Origin of the sequence: Bradyrhizobium sp. USDA 4538 (assembly GCF_024171045.1) — a bacterium.
Lineage (GTDB): Bacteria > Pseudomonadota > Alphaproteobacteria > Rhizobiales > Xanthobacteraceae > Bradyrhizobium > Bradyrhizobium australafricanum.
The window spans coordinates 5,660,038-5,686,385 of the sequence record NZ_JALJZE010000001.1; the positions used below are offsets into that span (position 1 = coordinate 5,660,038).

Here is a 26,348-nt window from a genome sequence, read left to right on the forward strand (position 1 = left end):
CGCGGCAGCCGGCGTGAGGTCCTGTTGTTGATGGCTGCCGCCGCGGCCTGGACCACATCCTCGCGGGCGCAGAAGCCGTCGATGCCTGTGATCGGGTATCTTTGTCCGGAATCGCCGGAGTTGTTTGGCAGCCGGCTGAACGCTTTCCACCAGGGACTTCGTGAAGCCGGCTTTGTCGAGGGCCGCGACGTTGCGATCGAATATCGATGGGCCAATGGGCAATATGCCCGGTTACCTGCACTGGCCGGCGAATTGATCGCGCGCGACGTCGATGTGGTGGTTGCGCCCGGCGGCGCGCCCGTCGCGCTTGCCGCCAAAGCTGCCGGCGTCACCAAGACAATCGTTTTCGAGATGGGCGGCGACCCCGTTCAGCTGGGTGTGGTGGACAGCCTGTCGCGGCCGGGAGGCAACATCACGGGAATCTCGAGCCTGAGCGTTGACGTGTCGCCGAAGCGGCTCGAGTTGATGCACGAACTTCTGCCGGCGGCGAAAACGTTGGGGGTCGTGACCAACCCGACAAGTCCAACGGCCAGCTCGCAACTGCAGAGGCTTCAGGCCGCTGCCGAAACTTTGGGAGTCCATCTGCAGATATCGAGGGCAAGCAAGGAGGAGGAGTTCGAAGCCGTATTCGCTTCCGTAGCGAGAGAGTCGACAAACGCGCTTGTTTTCACCTCCGATCCCTATTTTGCATTTCGCAGCCGGCGATTGGCCGATCTCGCACTGAAGTATCGTGTTCCCGCAATCACGCAGACCCGGGATTTCCCGACAGCCGGAGGCTTGATGAGCTATGGCGGAGATTTCGTGCAGTCGCATCGACGCGCGGGCGTCTATGCCGGCCGGGTTCTGAAGGGTGAGAAGCCTGCCGATCTTCCGGTCCAACTGGTCACCAAGGTCGAGTTCGTCATCAACCTGAAGACCGCCAAACTGCTTGGCCACGAGTTCTCTGCTTCAGTCGTCAGCGGCGCAGACGAAGTGATCGAGTGATTAATTCGTTCATGAACCCGGTCGTCCGGCCGGCACGGACTGAGCGGTCCGGCCGGACCGTGACATCGCGTGCGCTCACGGGCTCAACTGTTGGGCTGTAGAAACGCGCCGTATTGCTTGCTCGTGGCGACCGCGGCGGCCGCCTGTCCGATCACACGCATTGCCGCCATCATCGGCCACGGCCCAAGGCTCACCCTGCGAACACCGGCGCGGGCGAGCTCCCCGATTTCGGGCACACCTTGCGTTACCATGATGTTGACCGGCAGCGGCGTGAGCTGAACGAGCCTCGCGATCAGTGCAAGGTCGGTGAGCCCCGGCACAAAAATTCCGTCGGCGCCCGCATCGGCATAAGCTTCCGCGCGCCTTGCCGCCTCATTCAGGCATTGCTCGGGCGAGCCGAACTTCAGCAGAAACGGATCGGTTCGCGCATTGATGAAGAGGTGAACGCCGAGTTTTTGCGCGGCGTCCCGCACCGCCCTGATCTTCGCGGCATGCTGCTCCGGAGCGACGAGCTGCCGCTTTCCGCCGACAAGCCCGTCCTCGATGTTGATGCCGATCGCGCCGGCCTTCAGGATCCTCGCCGCCGAATGCGCGGCGGCATCCGGCGTGTCGCCATATCCCGCCTCCAGATCGATCGACAGCGGAACCGGCACCGACGCGGTCATCCGCGAGACCAAGCCTTCCACGATGTCGAGCGGGGCATTTTCGCCGTCGGCGTAGCCGAGTGCGGCCGCGACCGCGCCGCTGCTAGTTGCGATGGCCGGCGAAGTCTTCGCGATCGCCTTGGCGGTGGCGACGTCCCAGGCGTTGAACAGGACGAGCGGATCGCCCTGCTTGTGAAGTCGGTGAAACGCTTCGGCGTAGTGCTGCTGTGTCGTGGCGTCCATTGCGCGCACTCCTTCTCAGGGAAATTGACAGATATCGACTGACGCGGCCGCTGCTCGCGCGCGGGCGTTCAGTTGGCGGCGTGGGTGGTGAACCAGTCCATGATCAGACCTGTGACCTCGGCCTCGCGCTCGAGATGCGGGAAGTGTCCGACGTCGGGCAGGACGATGCGCCGATGTGGTCCCTTGAAGAGCGGCTCTTCCTTGATCGAATACCGCGCCGTCGGATCGTTGCCGCCATAGATTGTCAGCGTTGGTGTATGCATGTCGTTGATCGGTAGCCGGCCCGCAACTCCCGCATCGACCAGGCCATTGTAGTATTTCAGCGCCGCCTTCATGGTGCCGGGAGAGCTGAGCGTCTCCTTGACCGAGCGGAGATGCTCGTCGTTCTGCAGGGTTGGCGACCACAGCTTCCAAAGGTAGTCGACGAAGGGAAGTCCCTCGATGTTGACCGCCGAGTGAGCGCCAGGCACCGTGAAGAAATAGACATGGAAAACCGATCGAACGGCATCGGGGTCGCTCCGGAGGCTTGGGATTGTGATCGGGTGCGCGGTGTTCATGACCACCGCGGCCTTGATCGCCGACGGCGCCGTGGCCAGTACCTGGAAGGTTGACGTACCGCCCCAATCCATGCCGACGACGTAGCCCTGTCCGTCGTTGCTCAGCGCCGCGATCAACGCTTCGAGATCCTGGCCCAGCGCGATTGGATCGAAAATGCCGTCGACCGGAATCTCGGTCGGCGCATAGCCGCGCAGGAACGGCGCGACCGCGCGATAGCCGGCATCCGCGAACACCTGCAGCTGCTTTCGGTACGACCAGGCGTTGTCGGGAAAGCCATGCATGAACATGACGAGCGGTCCGCTGCCTTGTTCGAGATAGGCAAATCGCACGCCGTTGGCCTGCACGTATTTCAGGGCGGGTTCGCTGCCGGCGGCGTCACGCGTTGCCAGTGCGGTGCTTCGGGTCGTCATCGCTGCTCTCCATTTGTGTCGTCGTTGCGCTCCCGGGCATATATGTGCGCAGTGCACATATATGGTCAAGTTGTTTTTTGTGCGCAGCGCACATATTATTCCCGGCATGGAACACGGAATCGCTAATCTGCTGGGCGCGCTGTCGCTCGCTGTCATGGATCGTATCGAGCAAGGCGCGCGCGAGGTCGTCGGTCGCGGCGGCGAAACGCCCGCGGCGCTCATCGTAATCGGCTATGGTCAGGGCATGACCAACGACAAGCTGAGGCGGATCCTTGGCCTGTCGCACTCCGGAACGGTCCGCCTAGTCGATCGGCTGGTTTCGGATCGGCTTGTCGAACGCCGGGCGGGCAAGGACGGCCGCGAAGTCGCCTTGCACCTGACGGCATCGGGCGCTGCGTCCCGGAATGAACTGCTGGCGTCGCGGATTTCAGCCGTGACGTCGCTGCTGGACGTGCTGTCATCGGCTGAGAGGAAGCAGCTTGCAACGCTGATCCGCGAGCTGCTGGCAAGGCAGGACACATCCGAGATGGATCGCTTCACGATCTGCCGGATGTGCGACGACCGGGTCTGCACCAATTGCCCGTTGCCGACCAGCAAGGGCCAGCACGCGCGCTAGAGAGGTTACTCTGAATCGAGCGGCCAACTCCGCTCACCTCGCCCCGCGTGCGGGGAGAGGTCGGAACGCATCGCTAGATGCGTTCCGGGTGAGGGGGAGTTTCCGCAAACACAGCTATCACCGCTTATGCGGAGAGTGCCCCTCACCCCAACCCTCTCCCCGTAAGAACGGGGAGAGGGAGCGCGGTGCCATCGCGGCCGCTATTCGACCTCATCTCCTCACGCTCCAGCAGCTTGCCGTCAGCGCGCGTTCTTGCCCGCCATGAACACGTACATGTCCCAGAAAGTCTCGGGATGATCGACCTCGAAGCGGTGCCACTGATCGAGATTGGTCTCGTCGGCCGTGCCCGGAAACTGCTTGCGGAATTGGTCGAGCACCGCCGGATCGTCGAACGGTTCGAATCCCCCGAACGCCAGGCCGTGTTCGCTGAGGAATGCCGCGATCTCCGGAATCGTCAGCCGGTGTTCCATGACGTTGAACAGCAGATCGCGGCAGCCGCTCATGCTGTAGAAATCCTTGGCGCCGATCAGCGGTTTCCATCTGTCAGCTTCGCGGAAGATGTCCTGCCGGCAACGTCTGATGTCGCCGGCGGTAGCGCGATAATTGCGCGCCGCGATGCGATCGCGGGCCTCGACGATGACGCGGCGCGCCAGATCGCTGTAGAGCCCGATGCGCATCGTGCCGCCCGGCCGCAGCAGCGAGACCAGCACGCGCCAGCCGGCCAAGGGTTCGGCAAGATGATGCAGCACGCCGACCGACTCGATGCTGTCGAAGCTGCGATCGATCGAGGCCAATTCCAGGATGTCCGCTTGCGCATACTCGATGTTGCGCAAGCCGAGCTCCCGCGTCTTGCGGCGCGCATAGGCGAGGCTGGTCCTGCTGATGTCGACCGCGAGCAGGCGGGCGTTGGGATAGACCTGCGCGATCTGGATCGCGTGCGAGCCGGTGCCGCAGCCGGCAATCAGGATATCCCGTTCGGCTCGCTGGTCCGCGGTTGCGACGGTCCTTCCCCGCGCCCGATCGGCCGCGAAGGCCGTCAACGGGTTGACGGTCCAGCGCGGATAGGGATTTTCCTCGTATTGGCGCATCACCTCGACGGACATGTCGTTCCTGATCGGAGTGAGCGCTGCAATAGCGCTGCGCTCTTCGATCTCCTCGCGCGGCTCGCGAAGCTGCACCCGCAACAGGCCGGCGACGGCCGCGGGCCAATCCCGGCGCAGCAGCGCGTCCGCCGTCGGCAAGGCATGAAGCGGGAAGTAAGTAGCGACAACGGCGAGCGTGAGCGGCGTGATCGCAGCGCCCGATGCCAGGTCCTGCAGCAACCGGTCGCGCAGCGCGCCCGCGCCTTCGCTTTCCGCCGCGCTCTGCGCATAGACATATTCGTTGATGAAGCACTGCCGCGCGAGCGCGCAGGCAAAGGCTACGATATCGTCGTCGACGTCATCCTGATCCGGCTTGCTCGCGAGCCGCAACAGCTCGGCCCGCGCATATCCGAACAGCACCTCAAGCTGCATGCTCGCCAGCGTCGTCGTTTCCATCGCGCAGCGCAGGAACAGGTCGTTCGCGAGCGGGGCGACGCCTTCGCTGCCGAACAATTCGACGCTTGTGACCGGTAGCGGCCACTTGCTTGCAATCCGCCCGACATAGCTGGTGACGGTCGGGCTCTGCAGGATGAAGCCGACCGCCTTCGCGTCCATGCCGAGCGCCAGCGCCTTGCTGAAATGCGCGGCCGCCTTGCTGCGATTGCCCAGCGCCTGGTAGGAATTGCCCGCGTTGTAATGGCAGGGGGCATTGACGTCGTCCGCAGCAATCGCTTTCGTGAACATCTTCGCGGCAGCCCGGTGATCGCCGGCAGCCTGCGCCATCAGGCCGAGAAGATTCAGGCTCTGCACATGGCCAGGCTCGCGCGCGAGAATCTGCCGGCAGATCTCCTGCGCTTCGTTGAAGCGGCGCATCCCGTAGAAGCGGCTGGCCTCAGCGGCGAGGCCGCCAATGCTGACACCCGTGGAGCCGAAGGCAGGTGCGTTTTTGCTGGACGCGTCCCGTTGCTTCCCGGCGGCACGCCGCTCTTTTCGGTTCATGTTCCGTCAACTGGCCCAAGCTGCAAGACGCGGTGCATCAACCACCACGCCCGGGAAGACATAGGGCCGATCGTCTTTGTGGCCAAGGACAATCTGGCTTCAGCCCGGGATCCGCACCGGCAGGTTCTCGATGCCGCGGACGAAGCTGGAATAGACCCGCTTCGGCTCGCCGACCACCTCGATGCGGTCGAAGCGCTTCAGCATCTCTTCCCAGACGATCCGAAGCTGCAACTCGGCGAGCCGCATGCCGACGCAGCGGTGGATGCCGAAGCCGAACGACAGGTGGATGCGCGGCCGCGGGCGGTCGATGATGAACTCGTTCGGACGATCGATCACCTCGTCGTCGCGGTTGCCGGAGACGTACCACATCACGACGCGGTCGCCCTTCCTGATCGTCTTGCCGCCGATCTCGGTGTCGACAAGCGCGGTGCGCCGCATATGCGCCAGCGGCGTCTGCCAGCGGATCACCTCCGGCACCATGGTGTCGATCAGTGCGGGATTCTCCTTCAGCTTCCTGAATTGGTCGGGATGCTCGTGCAGCGCCAGCACCGAGCCGCTCATGGTGTTGCGCGTGGTGTCGTTGCCGCCGACGATGAGCAGGATGATGTTGCCCATCAGATTGTCGGGGTCCATGTGCCGCGTGGCGTCGCTATGCGCCATCATCGACAAAAGGTCGTTGCGCGGCGGGGCGTTGACGCGCTCGTTCCAGAGCTTCGAGAAATAGGCGTAGCACTCGTCCATCTCCTGCCGCCGCTCCTCCGGCGAGTTGACGACGCCGCTCTTCGGCAGCGCGGTGGAGACGTCGGACCAGCGCGTCAGCTTGCGCCGCTCCTCCCAGGGGAAGTCGAACAGCGTCGCCAGCATCTGGGTGGTCAATTCGATCGAGACGCGCTCGACGAAGTTGAAGGTCTCGTTGCGCGGCAGATTGTCGAGCACGCTGGCCGAGCGCTGCCGGATCAGCTTTGCCAGCTCGTCGAGATGCGTGGGCGTGAACATCGGCGACACGGTCTTGCGCTGATGGGCGTGCCTCGGCTGGTCCATCGCAATGAAGCTCGGATAGTCGTAGCCGGGCGGCACGTCGCGGATCGAGATGCCGCCGAGCGTGGAGTCCGAGGAGAAGATGCCGTGGCTAGTGTCGACATGCATGATGTCGTTGTACTTCACCACCGACCAGTACGGCTCGATCGGCGCATTGGTGCAGTAGTGCACCGGCTCTTCCTTGCGCAGCCGCTCGAACCACGGCCACAGCGTGTCGTTCTGGAACAGTTTTGGCGCGCCGGGATGAAAATCCTTGAGCGGTGTCGAATACGCTTCCTCGCGGGCCTGGCGCAGCAGCTCGGCCCGGTCGGCACGGATGGCGGTCTGGACGTTCATGTTCCTTGATCCCGTTGGCTCGCGACGCGTCAGGCGGCGATGCGCACTGGCAGCGTCTCGTAGCCCTTGATGAAGCTGGAATACACCCGCTGCGGCTCCTCCACCACCTCGATGGTGTCGAAGCGCTTGAGGATCTCCTCCCAGATGATCTTGAGCTGCAACTCGGCAAGCCGCAGGCCGACGCAGCGGTGGATGCCGAAGCCGAACGAGATATGGGTGCGCGGCCGGGCGCGGTCGATCAGGAACTCGTAGGGCTTCTCGATCGCTTCCTCGTCGCGGTTGCCCGAGACGTACCACATCACCACCTTGTCGCCCTTCTTGATCTGGCGGCCGCGGAATTCGTAGTCGGCGAGCGCGGTGCGCCGCATATGGGCGAGCGGCGTCTGCCAGCGGATCACCTCGGGCACGAAGCTGTCGATCAGCGCCGGGTTCTCCCGCAGCTTGCGGTACTGTTCCGGATGCTTGCTCAGCGCATAGATGCTGCCGGACAGCGTGTTGCGCGTGGTGTCGTTGCCGCCGACGATCAGCAGGATCAGATTGCCGAGGAAGTTCTTCGGGTCCATGTTCCGCGTGGCGTCGCTGTGCGCCATCATCGAGAGCAGATCGCTCTTCGGCGGCTGGCTCGAGCGCTCCTTCCACAGCCTTGCGAAATAGTTCGCGCATTCCATCAGCTCGGCCTGCCGCTCGTCTTCGGTGGCGACGAGGCCGCCGGCGCCGGGCAGGGTGGTCGCGACGTCGGACCAGCGCGTCAGCTTGCGGCGGTCTTCCCAGGGAAAGTCGAACAGCACCGCGAGCATCTGGGTCGTCAGCTCGATCGAGACCTTGTCGACCCAGTCGAACACCTCGCCGCGCGGCAGATTGTCGAGGCACTCGGTCGAGCGCTTGCGGATGTTGGTGGCGAGCTCGTCGAGGTGCGTCGGCGTGAACATCGGCGCCACGGTCTTGCGCTGCGCGGAATGGCGCGGCTGGTCCATCGCGATGAAGCTTTCGCGGCGCAGATCCGGCGGCACGTCGCGGATGGTGATGCCGCCGAGCGAGGCGGCCGAGGAGAACACCGAGTGGTTGGTCTCGATGTCCATGATGTCGTTGTAGCGGGTGATCGACCAGTACGGACCGAACATCGAGTCCTTGCAGTAGTGCACCGGATCCTCGCGGCGCAGCCGGTCGAAATACGGCCAGAAGGTATCGGTCTTGAACAGTTCGGGATTGCCGGGATCGTAGTCCGAAAGCGCAAGCGAGTTGGCGCGTTCGCGTGCGGCGTCCAGATTCGTGTTGTCGACGAGATCGATGGTCCCGTGCATGAGCGGCTCCTCAACCGTTTGAGCTGCCGGGGCATGGCCGGCGCGGCATGTTTTACCGAATTACATTCTCATTCCGCGGTTTGCGCAAGGGCTCTCGACGCGCATTTGGCCGCATTGATGTCAGGCCAAAGCGGCCGAATCCGGGCTTTTCCGGTGGGGAAGGGGCCGCGGCCGCGACCACGCCCGTTTGAAACGGCGTTTGATTTGGCCGGGCGGCGGCGTGCGAACGGTGCGGGTGCCGTTTATTGACTGCCGGTCTTCTCGCCGGCGGGCTTTTCGCAGGGGTAGGTGTCCTGCATCCCCCACAGCAGCAGCAGAGCGATCACCATCTCACCTTTCGCCGAGCGCTTGTCGGCGGACTTGAGCATGATCACTTCGGTCTGCTCGCTGCTCAGTGCGAGGTCGTCGGGCATGCAGAACAACAATTGACCGCCATGCCGTTTCAGCCAGGCATTGGACGCCATCAGGCCGCCCCTGACGCCGTCGAGGTACATGTGATTGAAGATGCGGAAATTCTCACTCTTTGGATTGCGATAGGAATCCAGCCGCACGTCGACGGCAGCGGCCGGAGCTGCCGTGAGCGCCAGGAGGCATGCCGACAGGATCCATCTGGTCATCGCTGCGGTTTCCTCGCTTTGCGGCGGCGTCTTCGCCTCCATCGCCTGATCGTTAAGTATGTCATTGCCGCCGGGGGGTTCGACGCCGGCGGTCGATCGAGGACTGCGCGCTTTCCGGCATTGCCGTTAAGGCATGGCCAACCGCATCCCGCCAAAAATCGGCCGGCGATCTCGACCTTGTGTGAAACCTGGATCACACTCGCGACGACAAATCTGTGCTTTTGATACCCAGAGATTGTCCCGCCAGGAGCCATCCCGTGAACGACATGAGCTGGACCCCGCTGGGTCCGCCGCAGCCGCCTCCGCAACCGGCCCCGCCGCCGATGCCGGTGGCGTTTTCAGGGAACCGGAAGGAATTCTTCCGCCTGGTTGCGCGCGGCGCCGGGCTCGAACTGGTCACGGTCGGCTTCTACCGGTTCTGGCTCACCACCGACATCCGCCGTCATCTGTGGTCGAACAGCCAGATCGATGGCGACGCGCCGGAATATACCGGCCGCGGCAAGGAGCTCCTGATCGGCTTCCTGGTCGCGCTCGCGATCCTGGTGCCGATCTATCTCGGCTACTTCCTGATCGGCATCGAGGCGGAGCATCTCAAGGCGTTCGCCTCGCTGCCGCTGGTCGCCTTCTTCTATTTGTTTGGCCAGTTCGCGATCTATCGCGCGCGGCGTTACCGCCTGACCCGCACCGTGTGGCGCGGCGTCCGCTTCTGGATGAGCGGCTCGGGCTGGGTCTATGCGCTCAAGGCCTCGCTCTGGGGCGTGCTGGTCGTGATCACGCTTGGCCTCGCGCTGCCGTGGCGCGAGGCGGCGCTCGAACGCTACAAGATGCGGCACTCCTATTACGGCGACCTTCAAGGCTCGTTCGACGGCCGCGGCTGGGAGTTCTTCGCGCGGGGCTGGTGGCTCTGGGTCCTGATGCCGTTCGCGCTCTACAGCACGATCTTCGCCCCGTTCGCCTATGCCGCGTTCAAGGCGGTCGAGTGGCGCTGGTGGCTGTCGGGAATCCGTTTCGGCGAAGTGAGGCTGGAGTCCACGCTCCGCCGCGGCGCGCTGATCGGCCTGTACTGGAAGGTGATCGGCTGGGTCATGCTGCTCGGCGTGGTGTTCGTGGCCTATCTCGCGCTCTGCACCTTGCTGGTCGCCAGCATGGACGGCTCCTCGATCGCGGACTTCTTCAGGACCGAGGCGTTCGCCAAGAGCATTCCGCTGATCGTGCTGCTCGGCATCGGCTACCTCGCCTTTGCGCTGGCGCTGAACGTGGTGTTGCGCGTTTATCTGATGCGCGATCTCTGGGTCCGGGTGCTGTCCTCGACCATCGTGCACAACATCGGCGCGGCCGCCAACGTCACCGCGCGCGGCGAGCTCGCCAACGCGCTCGGCGAAGGCTTTGCCGACGGCCTCGACGTCGGGGGCTTCTAGCTCCATGGAATCCGATTCCGGTCAGACCAATTCCGCGGCGCCGGCTCCCGGCGGCGTCTTCTTCGACGGCCTGTCGAACCGGCGGCGCATCGTCGCACTCAGACTGTCCGACGCACTGGAGATCCGCGAAGACGGCGCACTGCTCGCGCGCTGGGTGTTTCACGACATCCGCCGCGCCGACAGCCCGTCCGGCCTGTTGCGGCTGAGCTGCCTGACCGCACCGCCTTTGGCGCGGCTCGACATCCGCGACGCCGGGCTGATCGCCGCGCTGGTCGCGCGCTGCGATACGCTCGAGGAAGGGCTGCCGAACCGCAGGGGCGTCGCCGCGATCGTCGGCTGGTCGCTCGCGGCCGCGGTGTCGATCGTGCTGGTGGTGCTGTTCGGCGTGCCGCTGGCCGCCGAGCGGCTGACGCCGCTGGTGCCCGACTCGTTCGAGCGTCGCATCGGCGATGTCGCGGAGGCGCAGGTCAAGGTGCTGTTCGACGGCAAGCCCTGCAGCAACCCGGCCGGCCAGGCGGCGTTCGCGAAGCTGGTCGGCAAGTTGCGGCAGTCCGCGGGCTTCGACACATCGGTGCAGTCGGGCGTGCTGGCGACATCGGTGCCGAACGCCTTCGCGCTGCCCGGCGGCAAGGTCTATCTGTTCGACGGGCTGCTGGAGAAAGCCGAGAACCCCGACGAGATCGCCGGCGTCCTGGCGCATGAGCTCGGTCATCTCCGGCACCGCGACAGCATGCGCGAATTGATCCACAACGGCGGCACCTCGTTCCTGATCGGGCTGTTGTTCGGCGATGTCACCGGCTCCGGCGCGCTGATCTTCGCCTCGCGCTCGCTGGTGACGTCGTCCTATTCGCGCGACGCCGAGACCAACGCGGACAGCTTCGCGATCGAGACCATGCACAAGCTCGGCCGTCCGGCCAAGCCGATGGGCGAACTGATGTTCCGCGTCACCGGCAAGGAGGGCGGCAAGGGGCTCTCGCTCGTCTCCAGCCATCCCTTGACCGAGGACCGCCTCGCGCGCATGGACAAGGCCGATGCCGCCAGCCGCCCCGATGGTCCGCCGCTGCTGTCACCAGCCGAATGGCAGGCGCTGAAGGGCATCTGCAGCGGCGCCGGCAAGGTGTGACGGCGCAGCCGCTGACGGTCCCTCGCTACTTCACCAGCCGGAACTTGCCGCCCTCGACCTTGATCAGGAACGCCGAACGCTCGTCATAGCCGTTGTGATCGGTCGGGCTCATGGTCGAGAGGCCGTTGTTCAGGTAGACGTCCTTGCCGCGCTCGAGTTCGTCGCGCAGCGCGGCGCGGAATTCCGCCGTGCCGGGCTTTGCGGTCTTGAGCGCATTCGCGGCCGCCCGCTTGAACAGCGTGACGGCGTCCCACAGATGCGCGCCGAAGATGTTCGGCCTCGAGCCGTTGGCCTTCTCGTAGGACGACACGAACTCGTCGCGCACTTGGCGGAACGGATCGTTCGCCGGCAGATCGTCGGCGATGGTGAAGGCTTCGCCGGTGAAGATCGCGCCCTCGACATTGGCGCCGCCGAGCTTGATGAACTCTTCCGAGGCCACGCCGTGGGTCTGGAAGATCTTGCCGGCATAGCCACGGCTGCGCAGCGCCTCCTGCGGCAGCACGGCCGGCGTGCCGGCGGAGGCGATGAACACCGCTTCCGGATTGGTCGCGATCACCTTCAGCGCCTGGCCCATCGCGCTGGTGTCGGCGCGCGCATAGACCTCATGCGTCGTCACGGTAAGGCCGAGCTGAGGGGCGAGCCGCGACACCTCCTTGTAATAGCCTTCGCCATAGCCGTCGGAGACGCCGATATAGCCGAGCGTCTTGATGCCGGACTTGGCGATGTATTTCAGGATCGCCGCCGCCATCAGGTCGTCATTGGGCACCACCTTGAACGCCCAGCGGCGGCGGTCGTCCATCGGCTGCACGATCGCGGTCGCCGCCGCGAGCGAGATGATCGGCGTCTTGCTCTCCACGGCGACGTCGAGCATCGGCATGGTCACCGGGGTGAGCGAGGAGCCGATCAGGATATCGACGCCGTCCTGGATCACGAGGCGCCGCGCATTCTGCGTGCCCTTGGTCGGATCGGACTCGTCGTCGAGCGCGATATAGGTCACCTTCTCGCCGCCGATCTCCTTCGGCAGCGCGGCGATGGTGCGCATCTGCGGCTGGCCGAGCGCCGAGCCCGGTCCGGATCCGGACACCACGACGCCGACCTTGATGTCGGCACGCGCGCCCGGCGCAATCAGGATCGCGCTCGCAAATGTCAACAGTCCGGCCATGGCCAGCTTCATTGCAAATCCTCCCAGCAGGTTCTTTTTATCTGCGGCCGATGATAGCCGACCGCCGTCCGCTCGCGCATCATATTGATTCCGCCCGATCCGTCTGTCCCCCTGATTGGGGACACTGCGCGGCGCTGGGCAGGGCCGTGCGCCCTTGAGTCCTGCCCTGATCGGCCGGGGTGCCGGAACGGGGAACGCGGATGGCGAGGCCGACATCGTCCGGAGCTCTTGAACGGGCTCCGCCCGTCCTCAACCTCGCGTTTACCAATCCCTTAAAGGCCGTGAGAACCAGTTTCCCTAATCGGGCGGCAACGTCCTGCTGTTATTGAAGGACAGGAAAAGGGAGTACGAACCATGTTCAGCATTGTTCGGATCCTCGTCTTGATCGCATGTGCACATGCGGGATCCGTGGTTGCGGAAGTGCAGTGGGACGGCGCGCAGTCATCGCCACCGGTCCACGTCCATGATTGAGCCTCATCCGATTGCGTCCGAGCACGCGCGCGCCATCTGCGAAGAGATTGGCGAACGGCTGCGCCACGCCCTGCGTGGCGATTACGCCGATCTGCCGCCAAGGCTGCGCGAGCTGGTCAACGAGCTCGCTCTGCAGGACTGTGAAGCGCCGTCACTGGTGCCCACGATGGCGGACATCACGAGACCGCTGGTCGTCGCGGCCTAGGTCATCGCCTCACGACGATCTGCCGATCCGCCGGCGTGCCCTTCAAGAGCTACAATCAGTGCACGGAAATCGGACTGAATAACGGTTGGGGAAGCGGTGAAGTCGCCGCGTACTGCAGCACCCTTGCGTTGAAGTAGGGAACAGAAGCCCGCTTACACGTTCTTCGCGACCTTCCGCGTCCGCGTTGGCCCGGCGCCGGCGATCGCCGGCTTGATATTCCATACCGCGCGCACGCTTGCGAAGGCATGGGCGATCACCGGCTCCTGGCGGCGGGCGGCGAGGCTGGCGAAGGAGAGATCGCAGGTCAGCTTCACCTTGTCGACGACCACGAACTGATGCGGCCGCGCCATCCGCGGCGCCAACACGTTTTCGCGTGCGAGGCTGAGGCAGAGGCCGGACTCGACGAAGTCGATCATCGCCTCTTCCTGGTCGGTGTAGCCGATCCGCTTCGGCAATGCGCCGAGCGGGCGGAAGATGTCGTCGAGCAGCCGCCGGTGGCCGGAGTGCGGCGGTGTCGCGAGCCAGGGCAGCTCGGCGAGCTCGGCCCAGCCCTTGCCCATCACCCGGTCGCGCCAGGCGATCGGTGCGATCACCCGGTAATCGTAGCAAAGCAGCGGGGCGAGCTGGTAGCGGCCGTCGACGATGGTCCGTTCGGTGAAGCTGTGATGGACGAGCTGGTCCTGTGGCGTGGCGTCGACATAGTAGCCGACGTCGAGTTCGCCGCGGCCGATCTGCGCCAGCACGTCGTCGCTCACGCCATGGCGCAGGAAGACTTCGGTGCGCTGAGAGGACATCGCAAGGCTGCGTACGAACGGTCCGAGCCGGGTGAATTCGGGGTCGAGGATGGTGCCGACGCGCAGCGTGCCGCGCTGTGCCTCGTTCAGCGAGTCCGCCATCGCCTTGAAATCGGAGGCGGCCGCGACCGCCCGGTGCGCCAGCGGCAGCAGCGCGGCGCCGGCCTCGGTCAGGGTGAATCCGGCAGGTGTGCGGTTGAACAGCTGCAGCCCGGTGCTTTCCTCGAGTGCCTTCAGCTGCAGGCTGACCGCGGGCTGGGTCAGTTTCAGCATCGCCGCTGCGCGCGATACCGTGCCCTCACGGGCAACCGTGATGAAGCAACGCAAGGCCTGGGTACGGGGAAGCTCGATCATCGCACGTGCTTATAGCACACTTTTTTTGCGCGCATCCGACCTGCGTCGTGCATTGTCATACGATTATAATACAACCAATGCGAGAAGTCAGGACGGCCGCCACGCGATCGTGCCTTCGGTGCGCGCGCGGACCTCGGGCGAAGCAAGGCAGGTCGCGACCGCTTCATAGCCCGCCGCGCCCGGGACGGGCGTAACGCAGATCGGCCGGCTGTGATTGGCGGGGCACAGGATGATCGCTTCATCGTCGCCGACCGCGTCGAGATCCAGGATCGCGTTGGAGCGAGTGAGGAAGAACAGCGGCCGGGCCTCGGGTCCGCGGCGGCGCAGATGCGCGATGACGGCTTCCTGGCTCGCCGCATCGAGCCCTTGCTCGAGCATGTCGATCACGAGGATCGCGTCGTCGCCGGCCTCGAGCGCCGCGAGCAGGGCGGTCAGCGCCGGCGAGTCCACGGCGCCGTCGGCCAGCAGGGTGGCAAGGCTCGCCGCGACCCTGGCGTCGTGCGCCGGATCGGCATCGAGGCGCGCCCGCACGGCCGCGCCGCCGTCGGCCGCGCGGTCCAGCCCGACGAAGCTGGCGCCGGGCACGGCTTCGGCGAGCCGTTGCGCAAGGCGCGTCTTGCCGCTGCCGAGCGGGCCGACGATGTAGTTCAGCCGTTTGATGTCGCGCAGCTCGAAGCGCTCGCCGCCCCACGGCCACGGCAGATCGAACGCGACGCCGATCGCCGGCCGCGTCCGGACCGCACCGATGATGTCACCGGTCGCGGGCATCCTGCCGCCGCCAAGGTCGGCGCGCAGGCGGCGCAGTTTGGCGATGCTGTCGCCGCATTGGCGGATGCGCGCTTCGAGCATGGCCTCGTGCGCGGCCAGCACGCGGCCAAGGATGACGGCGTCGCCGTTCAGGATGCGCGCGACTTCACCGATGCTGAGGCCGAGCGCGCGCAGCTCGACGATCTCGGCGCCGCGCGCCATCTCGGCCGGACCATAGGCGCGCCATCCCGCCGGCGTGCGGCCGGGCGCGATCAGGCCGCGCTCCTCGTACAGGCGCAACGCTTTCGCGGAGATGCCGAGCTGTCTTGCAGCTTCGGACGGGCTGAGGAAACGGGCGGCAGCAGCATTCATCGAATCACCTCGCGTCGTCTGACCGCGCCTCTATGGAGGCGGCCGCAGGGGCAAGGTCAAGCGGGGAGGTGGGACCCGTCCACGGGCGGCTCCCTCACTCGCGCAACACACTCGATGTCGTCCCTGCCTAGTGCGCAATTGCGCACGGGAGCAGGGACCCATAACCACAAATGTTGATTGTTATGCACCGCTGGAACGACGAGTCCCGTCAACAACATCTGCCGCGGAGTATGGGTCCCGGCCTGCGCCTGGACGACGGCGGTATGTGTCGCGAGCGCCTGCGCTCATCGCCCACCCTCACTCCAGATGGTTCACCTTCGCCACCCAGGCGCGGACGTCGGCGAGGACGGCGGGCAGCACGGCCTTGACCTCCTGCACGGTCATGCCGGGCTTGATGCGGGGGTCGTAGAGCAGGTTGAGCAGATATTGGTCGTAGAGGTCGAAATAGCCCATCGAGACGTTGTCGTTGAACATGGTCCACGGCACGGTGGCGGTGTCGTTGATCGGGCCGAGCGACTGCAACAGCTCCTCATAGGCGCAGTCGAGGAAGACGAAATCGCCGTTGTCGACGGTGAGGATCACGTCGGAATGCTCGATCTCGTAGTTCTCGTTCTTGCGGAAGCCGGACAGGCATTGCGGGTCGAGCGAGGAGCGGATCTCCCTGGCGCGCTCCTGGCCGTAGAAGGTCGCGATCGTGCGGTACAGCTCGCGGTCGCGCACCAGCTTGACCACGACATTGGCCGCTTCGTTGTTCTCGGTCATCGCGATGTCGAGATGCTGCACCTTGCTGCGGATGTCGGCGACGACCCTGGCGAGCTGGGCCTTGCGGTCGGCGCGGCTGCCGTCGGCGAACACGCGCACCGGACTGTCGTACTTGCGGATGCGGTCGACCCGCCCGGCGAGATGATATTCGGCGCCGAACGCGGTTTTCAGAAAGCCCTCGACGATCTCGGCGTCGGTGAAGACCTTCTTCTCGTTGCGCTGGCGCGCGGCGATCGCCGGTACCTCGGTGGCGGCCGCGGGCAGCGCGGCATCAGCGAGGCAAGCGGCGAGCGTTGCGGCGAGAAGGACGAGGATCGAAGGACGGTGCTGGGGCATTGTGACAACGCTGCCGCAAGGCTTGCGGCAGCGCAAGGAGGGATCAAGGCGGCGGGATCAGCGATCTTGCCGAATGGCGGCGCCTGGTTCCGTTGAAATCGACGCGATCAGTTGTTCTTCACCACCACGGTGGTGCCGACCGAGACCCGACCATAGAGATCGGTGACGTCGTCGTTGGTCATGCGGAAGCAGCCCGACGAGACGGCCTGGCCGATCGTCTCCGGCTCGTTCGAGCCGTGGATGCGGTAGAGCGTCGAGCCGAGATACATCGCGCGCGCGCCGAGCGGGTTCTCGATGCCGCCGTTCATGTGGCGCGGCAGGTCGGGGCGGCGGCGCAGCATCTGCGACGGCGGCGTCCACGACGGCCATTCCTTCTTTGCGGAGATGCGGTGGACACCGCTCCAGCGGAAGCCGTCGCGGCCGACGCCGATGCCGTAGCGCAGCGCCTGGCCGTTCGCCAGCACCAGATAGAGCCGGCGCTCGGCGGTGTTCACCACGACGGTGCCGGGGGCGTAGTTGGTCGGGTAGTTGACGGTGGTGCGTGGGATCGGGCTTGCGCCTCCGCCGCCGAAGAAACTCGGGGCTTCGGACTGATAGCCGCGAGAGTCGAAGAACTGGGCGTGGGCCTGGCCGGCACCTGCCAGGATCGTGAGCGCGGCAAACATCAAGGCAATCGGGCGCATGGTCGTCGTCCTCGCGAACAATCAAATATGCAGTCAGAGAGGCCACAATTGCCGGCGTTTCGCAAGCGACGAAGCCGTGACCTCAGGCATTTTCGAACAACACGGTTTAAAAAGGCAACAGATCGGAAGCGATACCTGCATTGTCCGGCCAAGCCTTTGACGAAGCGGCTGAAGAATGGTTGATCTGGAGCGTTTTCAAGCGAAGTGGATACCGGTTCGCGTCAAGAAAACGCGACCAAACAAAAGCTGGAGCGTTTTCAAGCGAAGTGGGTACCGGTTCGTGTCAAGAAAACGCGACCAAACAAAAGGATGAGAGCATGATCCGATTCAATCGGATCGGATCATGCTCTGAGCGATCTCAAGAACATCTCGAAACGGGAGCGAGAGCATGAATGGTGCGGAAAGTCTGGTGCGGACATTGGTCGCAGGCGGCGTGGATGTCTGTTTTACCAATCCCGGCACCTCGGAGATGCATTTCGTCGCGGCGCTGGACAAGGTCCCGGGCATGCGCTGCGTGCTCGGTCTGTTCGAAGGCGTGGTGACCGGTGCGGCCGACGGTTATTTCCGCATGAAGGGAACGCCGGCCTCGACGCTGCTGCATCTCGGGCCCGGCCTCGCCAACGGCCTTGCCAATCTGCACAACGCCAAGAAGGCGCATTCCGGCATCGTCAACATCGTCGGTCAGCATGCCACCTACCACATCGGCTACAACGCGCCGCTGACATCCGACATCGAGGGCCTGGCGCGGCCGATGTCGTCCTGGGTGCGCACCTCGCCGGATGCCAAGTCGGTCGCCGCCGACGGCGCGGCTGCGATCGCCGCCGCCAGGAGCGCGCCGCCGCAGATCGCGACCCTGATCCTGCCGGCCGACACCGCCTGGAACGAAGCCGACGGCATCGCCGAGGTGCCCGTGGACACGCAGCGTCCGAGCTATTCGCCGCAGGCGGTCGATGCCGCGGCGAAAATCCTGCATGGCGATGCCGCGCATACGCTGCTGCTCGTCACCGGCAGCGCGCTGACCGAGCACGGGCTGGCGCTCGCCGAGCGCATCGCCGGCAAGACCGGCTGCACGGTGATGGGCCAGACCTATCACCCGCGCATGGCGCGCGGCCGCGGCCGCTTCTCGATCAACCGCATTCCCTATGTGATCGAGCAGGCGCTGCCGATCCTGAAGAATTTCCGTCACATCGTGCTGGTCGAGGCCAACGATCCCGTCGCGTTCTTCGCCTATCCGAACAAGCCGAGCATGCTGAAGGCGGAAGGCTGCGAGGTGCATCGCATGACCGCCTGGGGCGAGAATTCGGTCGCAGCGCTCGAGGCGCTCGCGGGTGCGCTGCATGCGACCGCGCAGGACGTCAAGCCGCAGCAGCACCCGGAGCTGGTCAAGCCGACCGGCGCGCTCAACCACGCCTCGATCGCGCAGGCGATCGCGTGCGCGATCCCCGAGAACGCCATCATGGTCGATGAATCCGTCACCACCGGCCGCGGCTTCTTCCCGCCGACCGCGGCGGCCGCGCCGCATGACTGGCTGCAGAACATGGGCGGCTCGATCGGCTTCTCGACCCCGGTGGCGACCGGCGCCGCGGTCGCCTGTCCGGACCGCAAGGTGATCTGCATGGTCGGCGACGGCAGCGCGATGTACACGATCCAGTCGCTGTGGACCCACGCGCGCGAAGGGCTCAACGTGGTGACCATCGTGTTCGCCAACCGCATCTACCAGATCCTGCGCGGCGAGTTCGACGGCGTCGGCGCCGGCGAGCCGGGCAAGCGGGCGCAGGACATGCTGAAGATCGATCGGCCGACGCTCGACTTCGTCGCACTCGCCAGGGGCATGGGGGTGCCGGGCAGGGCGGTGACGACGGCCGACGAGTTCAACAAGGCGCTCGCGGAAGCCGTTGCCGAGCCGGGACCGCGGCTGATCGAAGTGCAGATGTAGGGGCGCGAGTTCAATAGCCACGGCGGTGGCCAGTCCAGTCGGAGGCGTCGATGCAGACCGAGCTGAACAAGGTGATCGCCGCCGTGGAGGAATTCTATGCGCAGGAGATGTTCCTGCTGGAGCGCGATCTCGGCGAGCGAACGCTCACTCACCGGCTGGCGGTCTATGTCGAGCGGCAATTTTCCGGCTGGCAGGTCGATTGCAACTACGACCGGCTCGGCGAACGCACGCTGCGGCTGCCGCGCGGCTCAGGGAGCTCGACCGACGACCATCTCGGCAAGTCGATCTATCCCGATATCGTCGTGCATCAGCGCGACATCCCGAACAATCTCCTGGCCATCGAACTGCGCAAGGACAGCAATCACCAGCCGATCGAGCACGATCAGCGCAAGCTGCAGGCGCTGACCGACCCGAATGTCTGGTTTGCCTATGCGATGGGCGTGCTGGTGATCGTCGGACAAGGCGGGGTGAGCTTTACCGAGGTCTATGCCGGCGGAGCCATCGATAGCGCGACATCGCTCTGGTTTGCCGAGCGGCTACGCGAGAGCGGGCTCGCGAACAGGCGCGACAATGGCGCTCCGCATTAAGTCTATCGATGAATCTTTCCTCGCGTTTGCAGTGATAGCCCGTTTGGATCATGCGTCGCCCCTGCACGCGCGGCACAACAGAAGGTGCGGGAGGTGGAGCAATTCCTGGAGCTGGTGGTCAATTTTCAGAACGATCCGATGGCGGTGCGGATTATCAGCTCCGCAACTCTTTCGCTCCCCCTCCCGCACCTGAATTCGCTGGTCCAACGCTCGCTGGTCCAGCCTGCACTGATCCAACTTCCACTGCCCCAACTTTCCACTGCCCGAGGTGGTCGGCGGACTCGATTGCGACGCGACGGGCCGAGGCAACATCCGCACCGAGACAGTAAAAAGGCCGCCTTCGGGCGGCCTTTTCCGTGATCGCCAAGTCCGCGATCGCCAGGTGGATCACCGAGCGATTGTTTCTGCTTATTGCTTGGTGGCATCGCTGCCGGTCGTGGCGGCACCGGTCTTGGCACCGGTCTTGGCGCTCGATTTCTTGGCGGTCTTCTTCGCTTTCTTCGGCGCCTTGGCCGCCTCGCCCTTGGTCGCGGTGTCGCCGCTTTGCGCGGCGGGGGCCGGGCTGCCGCCTGCCTTGTCCTGCGCGAGCGCGGTGGACGAGACGAAGGCAAGGGCGGTGGCGGCGAGGATCAGTGTTCGCATCGGATATTCTCCCAAGTTGGTTTCCGGCGATCCTCAACGGGACAGAATGTCGCAGGGTTCCGCGGCGCCGATCAGCAGTCCGTGAGCTGTGCGTGAACGGCATGGCCGCCGCGAAGCCTGCGGAACCGGGAACCGGGCGCCGCGTTATCTGGCCGGGCAGGAGTTCCGAGGAGAGACGCCATGCGCTGGCGGTCAATGACGGAAACCACCAATACGGTGCTCGACACCGCCCCCGAGGACAGCTTCTACGCGGTGGGCTGGACCATCAGCGGCGTGGCGACATTGGCCACCATCGTCGCGATCTGGATGTTCGGGATCTGAGGGCGAACGATCCGCGCGGGCGACCGGCTCGGCACCGCCGGCTGCCGGTTGCGGCCTGCGCCGTCCGCTACTTCCGCAGAATTGCCAGCGCTTCCCGATAGAGCTGCGAGAAGCAGACCAAGAGCGCGCTCGACAGCAGGAACATCGCCAGGCTGTCGTAGTCGTCGGGCGTCGGCCAGGAAAACTCGAAATAGGGCGGCATGAACGCCCACCAGACGATCGGAACCGTGATGATCGTGGCAAAGGCGCCGGCGGGTGCGCCGCCCATCAGGCCGGCGATCAGGATCGCCGGCACGAAGCCCGCGAAATAGAACTGCATGCCGAAGCTCGCGAACATCTCCTGCGTCGCGGTGGCCAGCACCACCGCAAGCAGGGCGACGACGAATGTCGACAACGACCAAGGCCGCAGCTTCAAAATGTAGTCGTTGCCCTTGCGCATCCAGACTCCCGGCCCCCGCGAGTTCCGGGAAGGTAGCCGAGGAGGCCTGCAAACAAAACCCCCGTACGATTCCGAGGGGCAGGGTTGTGCTCGATACAGTGAAAAGGAACCGGCCCGGTCAAGCCGCCGCCGCATTGTCGCGCATATTGCATTGCGGCACGGTGATTGGGGGCAACACGATGCTCGAGCTTCTGATTGTCGCTCTCGTCGCCGGGATCGGTTTCATCTCGGGGTACGGCGCACGCGAGCTGATCTCGCGCCGGCGGCGGCGATCCGCCCCGCGCGCTCACGTTCGTGCGCCGCAGGTTCGCGCCGCGAATGACGACAGCTCCGCCTCCGGCTGGTATCGGCGGACCGGCACGCCGGGCGCCGTTCACGCCATCCCGCCACCCGACGAACTCGACGGCGCCGTTCGCGACCTGCTCGGCGAACTCAGCCGGCGCAACGCCAACCCGTCACCCGCCCCGCACCGCCGCCGGCAGTGAGCTGGAAAGGCCGGGCCGCCGCCGCTAACGCGTCGGCTACTTTGCATGGGGTTGTTTTCGATATTTTTGACGAGGCGGTCCCCGAAGGGGAATGGTGGACGCACAAGGGATCGAACCTTGGACCTCTCCCGTGTGAAGGGAACGCTCTCCCGCTGAGCTATGCGTCCGGGATGTGACGTGCCAAAGGCCGCTGGTCGGCGGCCGGTCGAGTGCGGCGCTTCGTCAGAGCGTGCGATTTACGAAGTGCCGGGTAGGGGTGTCAAGCCAAACCCTGCGGGAATCACGCCCCTTGCTGGCGGGCGCGGGAGGCGTGTGACTGCAGCGCCCGGATGCGCTCGGCGAGCGTGCCGCCGCCCTCGGGCATCCCGCTGCCCGGCGAGGCGCCGTTGGCGGGCTTGGCCGCCGCCTTGCCCGGCACCGTCGGCTCCGCCGCCAGCATGGCCTCGATCGCCGAATTCGGGCCCTCGAGCTGGATCGCGAGCTTGGCCACCTCGGCGGCGATGTCGTTGATGCGCTCGCGCAGCAGCGCATTCTCCATCCGCTCGGTTGCCCAGGAGCTCTCGGCCTGCTGCTGGATCGCGTTGATGTCGCGCTGCAGCTTGCCGCGCTCGTCGCTGACGGTGCGCAGCTGCTCCTCGACTTGAGTCTTCTCCTGGCGCAGCTTCTCGAGCGCTGAGGATTTGCCGCCGCCCACTGCTGCGATCTCCTCGCGCAGCTCCTGCACGGTCCGCTCGGCGGCGGCGTTGGCCTGCTTCAACTGGCCGTTCTCGAATTCGCGCTCGGCAAGCAGCTTGCCCTGGGTCGCAAGCCGCGTTTCGAGGTCGTTGACCCGGTTGCCGAGCATCTCGGCTTCCTTGACCTGGGCGACGAGCTGGCGGTCGAGATCGGTGACGCGCTGGCTCAGATTCTCGACCCGGCCGCGCGCGTCGGTGAGATCGCGCGTTGCAGTTTCCGACTGGTTGCGCTCCTGGGCGAGGCGGGCTTCGGTTGCCGCGAATTCCCTGGCGGCATCGCCGACCCGATTCTTCAGCTCCTCGACCTGGGTCCGCACCGCGACCAGTTCGATCTGGCGGCTGTCGGCGGTCATCGCGCGGTCGTTGAGCTCGGCGTTGATCTTGCCGAGCTCGCCCTGCTTGTCGGTCAGCGCCTGCTCGGCGTTGCGCAACAGCTCGGTCTTGGCCGAGAACTCTTCCTCGGTGGCGCGAAGCTGATCCTTCATCGCCTTTTCGCGCGCTTCCAGCGCGAAGATCGCGGCGTTCTTCTCGCCGAGCTCGATCTTCATGCGGTTGATCGCATCGGTCTTCTTGCCGAGCTCGGCGAGCTGGCTCGTGGTCTTGCTCTTGAGCTGGTCGACGCTCATCTCGAGCCGGCGGGCCGACATGGCGAATTCGGCGCGGAGCTGGTCCTTGTCGGCCTGGATCTCGGCCATCGACAGCGGGGTGGCCGCCTCCATGCGGCGCGTGGTCAGCCGCACCGCCCGGTTGTGCACCAGCGGAACGATCATCAGGCCGCACAGCATCGAGATCAGGAAACCGATCGCCGCGTACATGATCGGCTCGATCATGAAGGGTCACTCCAAGAAAAGAAGGAATTTGTTAATCACAATGCCACGGCGGGCCGGCCAAAGGCCAGCCCGATTGCCGCGTTAACCTGAATTGCTAACCGTGCCGGAGCGCCGGCCTCATCGCCCGATCAGGGCTGCGACCTCGTGCTTCGTTCCGATTGAATCGGAACGAAGCTCTGGATTCTGTCCTGACGCGTTTTCTTGATGCGAACCGGCGTCCGCTCGGCTGGAAACGCCTAGAACGGGTTCCAGGTCGCGCGCGGGGTGAATTTGAGATAGCCGACGCTGGCGCCGAGCCGCAAGCCGATGCCCGAGCGAATCGGGACCAGCACGATGTTGTTGGCGGTCAGCGCCGTCATGCCGAAGCCGCCGACGATATAGGCCGAGCCGTCGATGCCGACGAAGCGCTGATAGATCGCCTGGGTCGAAGGCAGGTTGTAGACCAGCGTCATGGTCCTCGCGCCGTCGCCGCCCCAGTCGAAGCCGACCGAGGGACCCTGCCAGTAGACCCTGAGGTCGCCGGCGTTCTTGGTGTAGAGCGTGCCTTCGCCATAGCGCAGCCCGGCCACGAAGGCGCCGGAGCCTTCCTCGCCGAGCACATAACCATTGGGCAGGCCCCACTGGCTGACGGCGCGCTCGATGACCGAGGCGAGTCCGCGCGAGACATTGCCGAAGAACTTGTGTCCGGCATTGACCAGTTCGTCGGGCCCGTAAGTATACGGGGTCGGCTCACGCTGTGGCGGCGGATATTGCGGTGGCGGGCCCTGCTGCGCGGACGCCCCTGCGCTCCAGCACATCAGCGCGGCAAACGCGACCGCGGCAAGGCGTGATGCGAAAGTCATTAAGAACCCCTGCTATCGAAATCCGGGCGCTGCCCTTTAACCTGATGCCAACAGGCACGGCTCTAGGTTGCGCCCGGTGTCCCCTCGACTCGGATGTTATCGGTATCAACTATGACGGCACAACGGCAGGAAAGATATGGATCGTGCCGGGGGATGGCGTTTTTCGGCCTGTTGGCGGGCATTTTGGCGGCCATCTGGCCGTCCTTGCCTGTTCAGGCCACCACAACCGAGCGCGTGGTGACGAACCGCTACTCCGGATTGGCGATCGAGGGATTCGACCCCGTCGCCTATTTCACCGACGCCGCCGCCACCCAGGGGCGGCCGGAATTCGAGGCCGCAGAGAACGGCGTGGTCTGGCGTTTCCGCAACGAGGGCAACCGCGCCTCGTTCGTGGCGCATCCCGAAATCTATGGCCCGCAATTCGGCGGTTACGATCCGACCGATCTGGTGCGGGGCGTCACCTGCGCGGGCAATCCGCGATTCTGGGCCGTCGTCGGGAACAGGCTTTACCTGTTCAACCGGGAACGCAGCCGTGACGCGTTCGCCGCCGATCCCGCGCGCTTTTTGAAGGAAGCCGCGGCGCGTTGGCCGGAGCTGGAAGACAATCTCGCGCAGTGATCACGGCGCCGCGGCCGGGTCGCCCCAGGCAATGAATTCCGGCACCAGAAAGTCTTCGCGGCCCAGCCCGAAATGCAACGGGCTGCCGTTCGAATCGGTGACCTTGCCGCCGGCCGCAACGACGACCGCGTGACCGGCCGCCACATCCCACTCCGATGTCGGCGACAGGCGGGGATAGATATCGACTTCGCCCTCGGCGACACGGCCGAATTTGACTGCCGAGCCCAGCACGGCGCGGACCGCGCCGCCGCGCGCGTCGATGAAGGCTTCGGTGCGCGCATCGCCATGCGAGCGGCTCACTGCCACCGTCCATGGCGCGCCGCGCGGCGGGCAGGGACGGCTCTTGATCGGCACCCCCTGCGAAACCGCGCTGCCCTGCAGCGTCAGCCGCTCCGCGCCCTTGCCGACGATGCCGCGCCAGATCAGCCCGAGTGCCGGTGCGCCGACGATGCCGAGCAGCGGCACGCCTTGCGTGACCAGCGCCACATTGACGGTGAATTCATTGCGGCCGGCGACGAACTCCTTGGTGCCGTCGAGCGGATCGATCAGGAAGAAACTGTCCTTGTAAGGCGGCGTCGCCAGATGGACGCGCTCCTCCGACAGCAGCGACACCTGCGGCGCGAGCCGCGTCAGGCCTTCGACGATGATGTGGTCGGCGGCGAGATCGGCCTCGGTGACCGGCGAACCGTCGCTCTTGCCGGTCACATTCATCGCGGAACGATTGACGGCAAGAATTGCCTCGCCGGCGCGGATCACAAGTTCGGTCAGTGATTCGAGCAGCGTCGCGGCGGCCTCGCAGCCGATCAGGGACGGCTGTGCCTTATTCATGAGCGGATCTCATATCCTGTTTGTGTTCCCTTATCAGCGTCGCCGCAAGCTGGCAGCATCCGTCTGCGCGGTGTATCAAGCCGACAGGCATGCGTGATTCGCACTCCTCGGTCGGCGTGCGGCTTTCCAGGAAACAATTGATGTCTGGCACTTCGTCTCCCGGTCCCGCTCCCGACGCGCTCGAACTCGCGGCGCTCTTGTGCTCGCGGGTCTGTCACGATCTCATCAGTCCGGTTGGCGCGATCGTCAATGGCCTTGAGGTCCTTGACGACAATCCCAAGCCCGAAGATCGCGACTTCGCGCTCGATCTGATTCGCAAGAGCGCCAAGACCGCTTCGGCGCGGCTGCAGTTCTGCCGGCTGGCGTTCGGCGCGGCCGGTTCCTCCGGCGCGCAGATCGACCTCGGCGATGCCCAGAACATGGCGAAGGGGCATATCGAGGACGGCAAGGTGACGCTGACCTGGAATTTGCCGCGGCTGCTGTTGCCCAAGAACCGGGTCAAGCTGCTCTTGAACATGCTGGTCATTGCGCAGCAGACCATTCCGCGCGGCGGCACGCTCACCATCGACCCGGTCGGCGAAGGCGAGGCGATGAGCTTCCGCATCACGGCCGCGGGCCTCAATGCGCGCGTGCCGCAGAACATCGTCGATCTCCTGAATGCAACCTCGCCGAACACGGTCGATGCGCATGCGGTACAACCGCACTACACCCGCCTGCTGGCGGAAGCCTGCGGGCTGAAGGTGACGCTCGCGCTCGACGGCGACAAGGTCATCATTGCCGCGTCCTGACCGCGGCCGCGCCGATATCATTAATCAAAGGTTACGACCGGCC

The 26,348-nt window shown here is 65.3% G+C and carries 27 protein-coding genes and 1 tRNA gene; 11 read left to right on the forward strand and 17 right to left on the reverse strand.

Annotated features, from left to right (window positions below; translation table 11 throughout):
* Positions 1-30: 30 nt before the first annotated feature.
* On the forward strand, positions 31-984 hold the full coding sequence (locus J2R78_RS25595; protein ID WP_253609914.1) for an ABC transporter substrate-binding protein: 954 nt from the start codon (positions 31-33) through the stop codon (positions 982-984).
* An 83-nt stretch (positions 985-1,067) separates the two neighbouring features.
* Here J2R78_RS25595 and J2R78_RS25600 read toward each other — a convergent pair whose 3' ends face one another.
* Positions 1,068-1,871 (reverse strand): isocitrate lyase/phosphoenolpyruvate mutase family protein, encoded by an 804-nt coding sequence (locus J2R78_RS25600; protein WP_253607285.1) that lies wholly within the window; start codon positions 1,869-1,871, stop codon positions 1,068-1,070.
* A gap of 68 nt (positions 1,872-1,939) precedes the next feature.
* Entirely contained in the window at positions 1,940-2,839 is a 900-nt protein-coding gene (locus J2R78_RS25605; RefSeq protein WP_253607286.1) for an alpha/beta fold hydrolase, read from the reverse strand.
* Between J2R78_RS25605 and J2R78_RS25610 the strand changes: the two genes are divergently transcribed.
* Complete coding sequence (locus J2R78_RS25610) at positions 2,823-3,455, forward strand: MarR family transcriptional regulator (RefSeq protein ID WP_253607287.1); 633 nt, start codon at positions 2,823-2,825, stop codon at positions 3,453-3,455. The two genes, J2R78_RS25605 and J2R78_RS25610, sit on opposite strands and share 17 nt — an antisense overlap.
* Before the next feature lie 239 nt (positions 3,456-3,694).
* On the opposite strand, the gene J2R78_RS25615 is transcribed toward J2R78_RS25610, so the two are convergent.
* From J2R78_RS25615 to J2R78_RS25630, 4 genes are all read right to left on the reverse strand, one after another.
* Positions 3,695-5,536 (reverse strand): bifunctional 2-polyprenyl-6-hydroxyphenol methylase/3-demethylubiquinol 3-O-methyltransferase UbiG, encoded by a 1,842-nt coding sequence (locus J2R78_RS25615; protein ID WP_253607288.1) that lies wholly within the window; start codon positions 5,534-5,536, stop codon positions 3,695-3,697.
* Positions 5,537-5,635: 99 nt separating this feature from the next.
* Complete coding sequence (locus tag J2R78_RS25620; RefSeq protein WP_253607289.1) at positions 5,636-6,910, reverse strand: cytochrome P450; 1,275 nt, start codon at positions 6,908-6,910, stop codon at positions 5,636-5,638.
* A gap of 29 nt (positions 6,911-6,939) precedes the next feature.
* The gene (locus J2R78_RS25625; RefSeq protein WP_253607290.1) at positions 6,940-8,211 is read right to left on the reverse strand and encodes a cytochrome P450; all 1,272 of its coding nucleotides are present in this window, start codon (positions 8,209-8,211) and stop codon (positions 6,940-6,942) included.
* 242 nt (positions 8,212-8,453) lie between these two features.
* Positions 8,454-8,828: a hypothetical protein gene (locus tag J2R78_RS25630; protein ID WP_253607291.1), complete on the reverse strand. Its 375-nt coding sequence runs from the start codon at positions 8,826-8,828 to the stop codon at positions 8,454-8,456.
* A 266-nt stretch (positions 8,829-9,094) separates the two neighbouring features.
* Here J2R78_RS25630 and J2R78_RS25635 point away from each other — a divergent pair, with 266 nt between their 5' ends.
* Both J2R78_RS25635 and J2R78_RS25640 read left to right on the forward strand, forming a co-directional pair.
* Positions 9,095-10,246: a DUF898 family protein gene (locus J2R78_RS25635; RefSeq protein ID WP_253609915.1), complete on the forward strand. Its 1,152-nt coding sequence runs from the start codon at positions 9,095-9,097 to the stop codon at positions 10,244-10,246.
* A 4-nt stretch (positions 10,247-10,250) separates the two neighbouring features.
* Entirely contained in the window at positions 10,251-11,369 is a 1,119-nt protein-coding gene (locus J2R78_RS25640; protein ID WP_253607292.1) for a M48 family metallopeptidase, read from the forward strand.
* A gap of 25 nt (positions 11,370-11,394) precedes the next feature.
* Here J2R78_RS25640 and J2R78_RS25645 read toward each other — a convergent pair whose 3' ends face one another.
* Complete coding sequence (locus tag J2R78_RS25645; RefSeq protein WP_253607293.1) at positions 11,395-12,543, reverse strand: ABC transporter substrate-binding protein; 1,149 nt, start codon at positions 12,541-12,543, stop codon at positions 11,395-11,397.
* 451 nt (positions 12,544-12,994) lie between these two features.
* Between J2R78_RS25645 and J2R78_RS25650 the strand changes: the two genes are divergently transcribed.
* Positions 12,995-13,207 (forward strand): hypothetical protein, encoded by a 213-nt coding sequence (locus J2R78_RS25650; RefSeq protein WP_253607294.1) that lies wholly within the window; start codon positions 12,995-12,997, stop codon positions 13,205-13,207.
* A 152-nt stretch (positions 13,208-13,359) separates the two neighbouring features.
* Here J2R78_RS25650 and J2R78_RS25655 read toward each other — a convergent pair whose 3' ends face one another.
* The 4 genes from J2R78_RS25655 to J2R78_RS25670 form a co-directional block, all read right to left on the reverse strand.
* A complete protein-coding gene (locus tag J2R78_RS25655; protein ID WP_253607295.1) occupies positions 13,360-14,355 on the reverse strand; it encodes a LysR family transcriptional regulator in 996 nt (331 codons plus the stop codon).
* A gap of 87 nt (positions 14,356-14,442) precedes the next feature.
* The gene (locus J2R78_RS25660; RefSeq protein WP_256558659.1) at positions 14,443-15,474 is read right to left on the reverse strand and encodes a MerR family transcriptional regulator; all 1,032 of its coding nucleotides are present in this window, start codon (positions 15,472-15,474) and stop codon (positions 14,443-14,445) included.
* Positions 15,475-15,771: 297 nt separating this feature from the next.
* Complete coding sequence (locus J2R78_RS25665; protein WP_253607297.1) at positions 15,772-16,572, reverse strand: DUF2927 domain-containing protein; 801 nt, start codon at positions 16,570-16,572, stop codon at positions 15,772-15,774.
* Positions 16,573-16,679: 107 nt separating this feature from the next.
* Positions 16,680-17,255, reverse strand: coding sequence for a L,D-transpeptidase (locus J2R78_RS25670; RefSeq protein WP_035633276.1), 576 nt, complete (start codon positions 17,253-17,255; stop codon positions 16,680-16,682).
* 388 nt (positions 17,256-17,643) lie between these two features.
* Here J2R78_RS25670 and J2R78_RS25675 point away from each other — a divergent pair, with 388 nt between their 5' ends.
* Positions 17,644-19,191 (forward strand): acetolactate synthase large subunit, encoded by a 1,548-nt coding sequence (locus tag J2R78_RS25675; RefSeq protein ID WP_253607298.1) that lies wholly within the window; start codon positions 17,644-17,646, stop codon positions 19,189-19,191.
* 50 nt (positions 19,192-19,241) lie between these two features.
* Entirely contained in the window at positions 19,242-19,778 is a 537-nt protein-coding gene (locus J2R78_RS25680) for a hypothetical protein (protein WP_076830771.1), read from the forward strand.
* A gap of 408 nt (positions 19,779-20,186) precedes the next feature.
* Here the strand turns inward: J2R78_RS25680 and J2R78_RS25685 are convergent, their stop codons facing one another.
* Positions 20,187-20,420: a hypothetical protein gene (locus J2R78_RS25685; RefSeq protein ID WP_253607299.1), complete on the reverse strand. Its 234-nt coding sequence runs from the start codon at positions 20,418-20,420 to the stop codon at positions 20,187-20,189.
* A 180-nt stretch (positions 20,421-20,600) separates the two neighbouring features.
* Between J2R78_RS25685 and J2R78_RS25690 the strand changes: the two genes are divergently transcribed.
* Positions 20,601-20,741: a hypothetical protein gene (locus J2R78_RS25690; RefSeq protein ID WP_016843686.1), complete on the forward strand. Its 141-nt coding sequence runs from the start codon at positions 20,601-20,603 to the stop codon at positions 20,739-20,741.
* 67 nt (positions 20,742-20,808) lie between these two features.
* Here J2R78_RS25690 and J2R78_RS25695 read toward each other — a convergent pair whose 3' ends face one another.
* Positions 20,809-21,180: a DUF4118 domain-containing protein gene (locus tag J2R78_RS25695; RefSeq protein WP_038386291.1), complete on the reverse strand. Its 372-nt coding sequence runs from the start codon at positions 21,178-21,180 to the stop codon at positions 20,809-20,811.
* A gap of 179 nt (positions 21,181-21,359) precedes the next feature.
* Here J2R78_RS25695 and J2R78_RS25700 point away from each other — a divergent pair, with 179 nt between their 5' ends.
* Positions 21,360-21,665 carry a hypothetical protein gene (locus J2R78_RS25700; protein WP_253607300.1) on the forward strand — a complete coding sequence of 102 codons (306 nt, stop codon included), beginning with the start codon at positions 21,360-21,362 and terminating at the stop codon, positions 21,663-21,665.
* A gap of 92 nt (positions 21,666-21,757) precedes the next feature.
* On the opposite strand, the gene J2R78_RS25705 is transcribed toward J2R78_RS25700, so the two are convergent.
* The 3 genes from J2R78_RS25705 to J2R78_RS25715 form a co-directional block, all read right to left on the reverse strand.
* Positions 21,758-21,832 (reverse strand) — tRNA-Val (locus J2R78_RS25705).
* Positions 21,833-21,945: 113 nt separating this feature from the next.
* On the reverse strand, positions 21,946-23,229 hold the full coding sequence (locus J2R78_RS25710) for a hypothetical protein (RefSeq protein ID WP_253607301.1): 1,284 nt from the start codon (positions 23,227-23,229) through the stop codon (positions 21,946-21,948).
* Between the two features lie 236 nt (positions 23,230-23,465).
* A complete protein-coding gene (locus J2R78_RS25715; protein ID WP_016843676.1) occupies positions 23,466-24,071 on the reverse strand; it encodes a DUF1134 domain-containing protein in 606 nt (201 codons plus the stop codon).
* A 153-nt stretch (positions 24,072-24,224) separates the two neighbouring features.
* Between J2R78_RS25715 and J2R78_RS25720 the strand changes: the two genes are divergently transcribed.
* The gene (locus J2R78_RS25720) at positions 24,225-24,689 is read left to right on the forward strand and encodes a YHS domain-containing (seleno)protein (protein WP_076830784.1); all 465 of its coding nucleotides are present in this window, start codon (positions 24,225-24,227) and stop codon (positions 24,687-24,689) included.
* Here J2R78_RS25720 and cysQ read toward each other — a convergent pair whose 3' ends face one another.
* The gene (gene cysQ, locus J2R78_RS25725) at positions 24,690-25,517 is read right to left on the reverse strand and encodes a 3'(2'),5'-bisphosphate nucleotidase CysQ (RefSeq protein ID WP_253607302.1); all 828 of its coding nucleotides are present in this window, start codon (positions 25,515-25,517) and stop codon (positions 24,690-24,692) included. It lies immediately after the preceding gene.
* 140 nt (positions 25,518-25,657) lie between these two features.
* Here cysQ and chpT point away from each other — a divergent pair, with 140 nt between their 5' ends.
* Positions 25,658-26,305, forward strand: coding sequence for a histidine phosphotransferase ChpT (gene chpT / locus J2R78_RS25730; protein WP_253591253.1), 648 nt, complete (start codon positions 25,658-25,660; stop codon positions 26,303-26,305).
* Positions 26,306-26,348: the final 43 nt, after the last annotated feature.

Excerpts from the sequence above, each read along its gene's own strand:
- J2R78_RS25595 (WP_253609914.1), top strand. The coding sequence starts at position 31 with ATGGCTGCCGCCGCGGCCTGGACCACATCCTCGCGGGCGCAGAAGCCG.
- J2R78_RS25600 (WP_253607285.1), bottom strand. The coding sequence starts at position 1,871 with ATGGACGCCACGACACAGCAGCACTACGCCGAAGCGTTTCACCGACTT.
- J2R78_RS25605 (WP_253607286.1), bottom strand. The coding sequence starts at position 2,839 with ATGACGACCCGAAGCACCGCACTGGCAACGCGTGACGCCGCCGGCAGC.
- J2R78_RS25615 (WP_253607288.1), bottom strand. The coding sequence starts at position 5,536 with ATGAACCGAAAAGAGCGGCGTGCCGCCGGGAAGCAACGGGACGCGTCC.
- J2R78_RS25620 (WP_253607289.1), bottom strand. The coding sequence starts at position 6,910 with ATGAACGTCCAGACCGCCATCCGTGCCGACCGGGCCGAGCTGCTGCGC.
- J2R78_RS25625 (WP_253607290.1), bottom strand. The coding sequence starts at position 8,211 with ATGCACGGGACCATCGATCTCGTCGACAACACGAATCTGGACGCCGCA.
- J2R78_RS25630 (WP_253607291.1), bottom strand. The coding sequence starts at position 8,828 with ATGACCAGATGGATCCTGTCGGCATGCCTCCTGGCGCTCACGGCAGCT.
- J2R78_RS25635 (WP_253609915.1), top strand. The coding sequence starts at position 9,095 with ATGAGCTGGACCCCGCTGGGTCCGCCGCAGCCGCCTCCGCAACCGGCC.
- J2R78_RS25640 (WP_253607292.1), top strand. The coding sequence starts at position 10,251 with ATGGAATCCGATTCCGGTCAGACCAATTCCGCGGCGCCGGCTCCCGGC.
- J2R78_RS25645 (WP_253607293.1), bottom strand. The coding sequence starts at position 12,543 with ATGAAGCTGGCCATGGCCGGACTGTTGACATTTGCGAGCGCGATCCTG.
- J2R78_RS25650 (WP_253607294.1), top strand. The coding sequence starts at position 12,995 with ATGATTGAGCCTCATCCGATTGCGTCCGAGCACGCGCGCGCCATCTGC.
- J2R78_RS25655 (WP_253607295.1), bottom strand. The coding sequence starts at position 14,355 with ATGATCGAGCTTCCCCGTACCCAGGCCTTGCGTTGCTTCATCACGGTT.
- J2R78_RS25660 (WP_256558659.1), bottom strand. The coding sequence starts at position 15,474 with ATGAATGCTGCTGCCGCCCGTTTCCTCAGCCCGTCCGAAGCTGCAAGA.
- J2R78_RS25665 (WP_253607297.1), bottom strand. The coding sequence starts at position 16,572 with ATGCCCCAGCACCGTCCTTCGATCCTCGTCCTTCTCGCCGCAACGCTC.
- J2R78_RS25670 (WP_035633276.1), bottom strand. The coding sequence starts at position 17,255 with ATGCGCCCGATTGCCTTGATGTTTGCCGCGCTCACGATCCTGGCAGGT.
- J2R78_RS25675 (WP_253607298.1), top strand. The coding sequence starts at position 17,644 with ATGAATGGTGCGGAAAGTCTGGTGCGGACATTGGTCGCAGGCGGCGTG.
- J2R78_RS25680 (WP_076830771.1), top strand. The coding sequence starts at position 19,242 with ATGCAGACCGAGCTGAACAAGGTGATCGCCGCCGTGGAGGAATTCTAT.
- J2R78_RS25685 (WP_253607299.1), bottom strand. The coding sequence starts at position 20,420 with ATGCGAACACTGATCCTCGCCGCCACCGCCCTTGCCTTCGTCTCGTCC.
- J2R78_RS25690 (WP_016843686.1), top strand. The coding sequence starts at position 20,601 with ATGCGCTGGCGGTCAATGACGGAAACCACCAATACGGTGCTCGACACC.
- J2R78_RS25695 (WP_038386291.1), bottom strand. The coding sequence starts at position 21,180 with ATGCGCAAGGGCAACGACTACATTTTGAAGCTGCGGCCTTGGTCGTTG.
- J2R78_RS25700 (WP_253607300.1), top strand. The coding sequence starts at position 21,360 with ATGCTCGAGCTTCTGATTGTCGCTCTCGTCGCCGGGATCGGTTTCATC.
- J2R78_RS25710 (WP_253607301.1), bottom strand. The coding sequence starts at position 23,229 with ATGATCGAGCCGATCATGTACGCGGCGATCGGTTTCCTGATCTCGATG.
- J2R78_RS25715 (WP_016843676.1), bottom strand. The coding sequence starts at position 24,071 with ATGACTTTCGCATCACGCCTTGCCGCGGTCGCGTTTGCCGCGCTGATG.
- J2R78_RS25720 (WP_076830784.1), top strand. The coding sequence starts at position 24,225 with ATGGCGTTTTTCGGCCTGTTGGCGGGCATTTTGGCGGCCATCTGGCCG.
- cysQ (WP_253607302.1), bottom strand. The coding sequence starts at position 25,517 with ATGAATAAGGCACAGCCGTCCCTGATCGGCTGCGAGGCCGCCGCGACG.
- chpT (WP_253591253.1), top strand. The coding sequence starts at position 25,658 with ATGTCTGGCACTTCGTCTCCCGGTCCCGCTCCCGACGCGCTCGAACTC.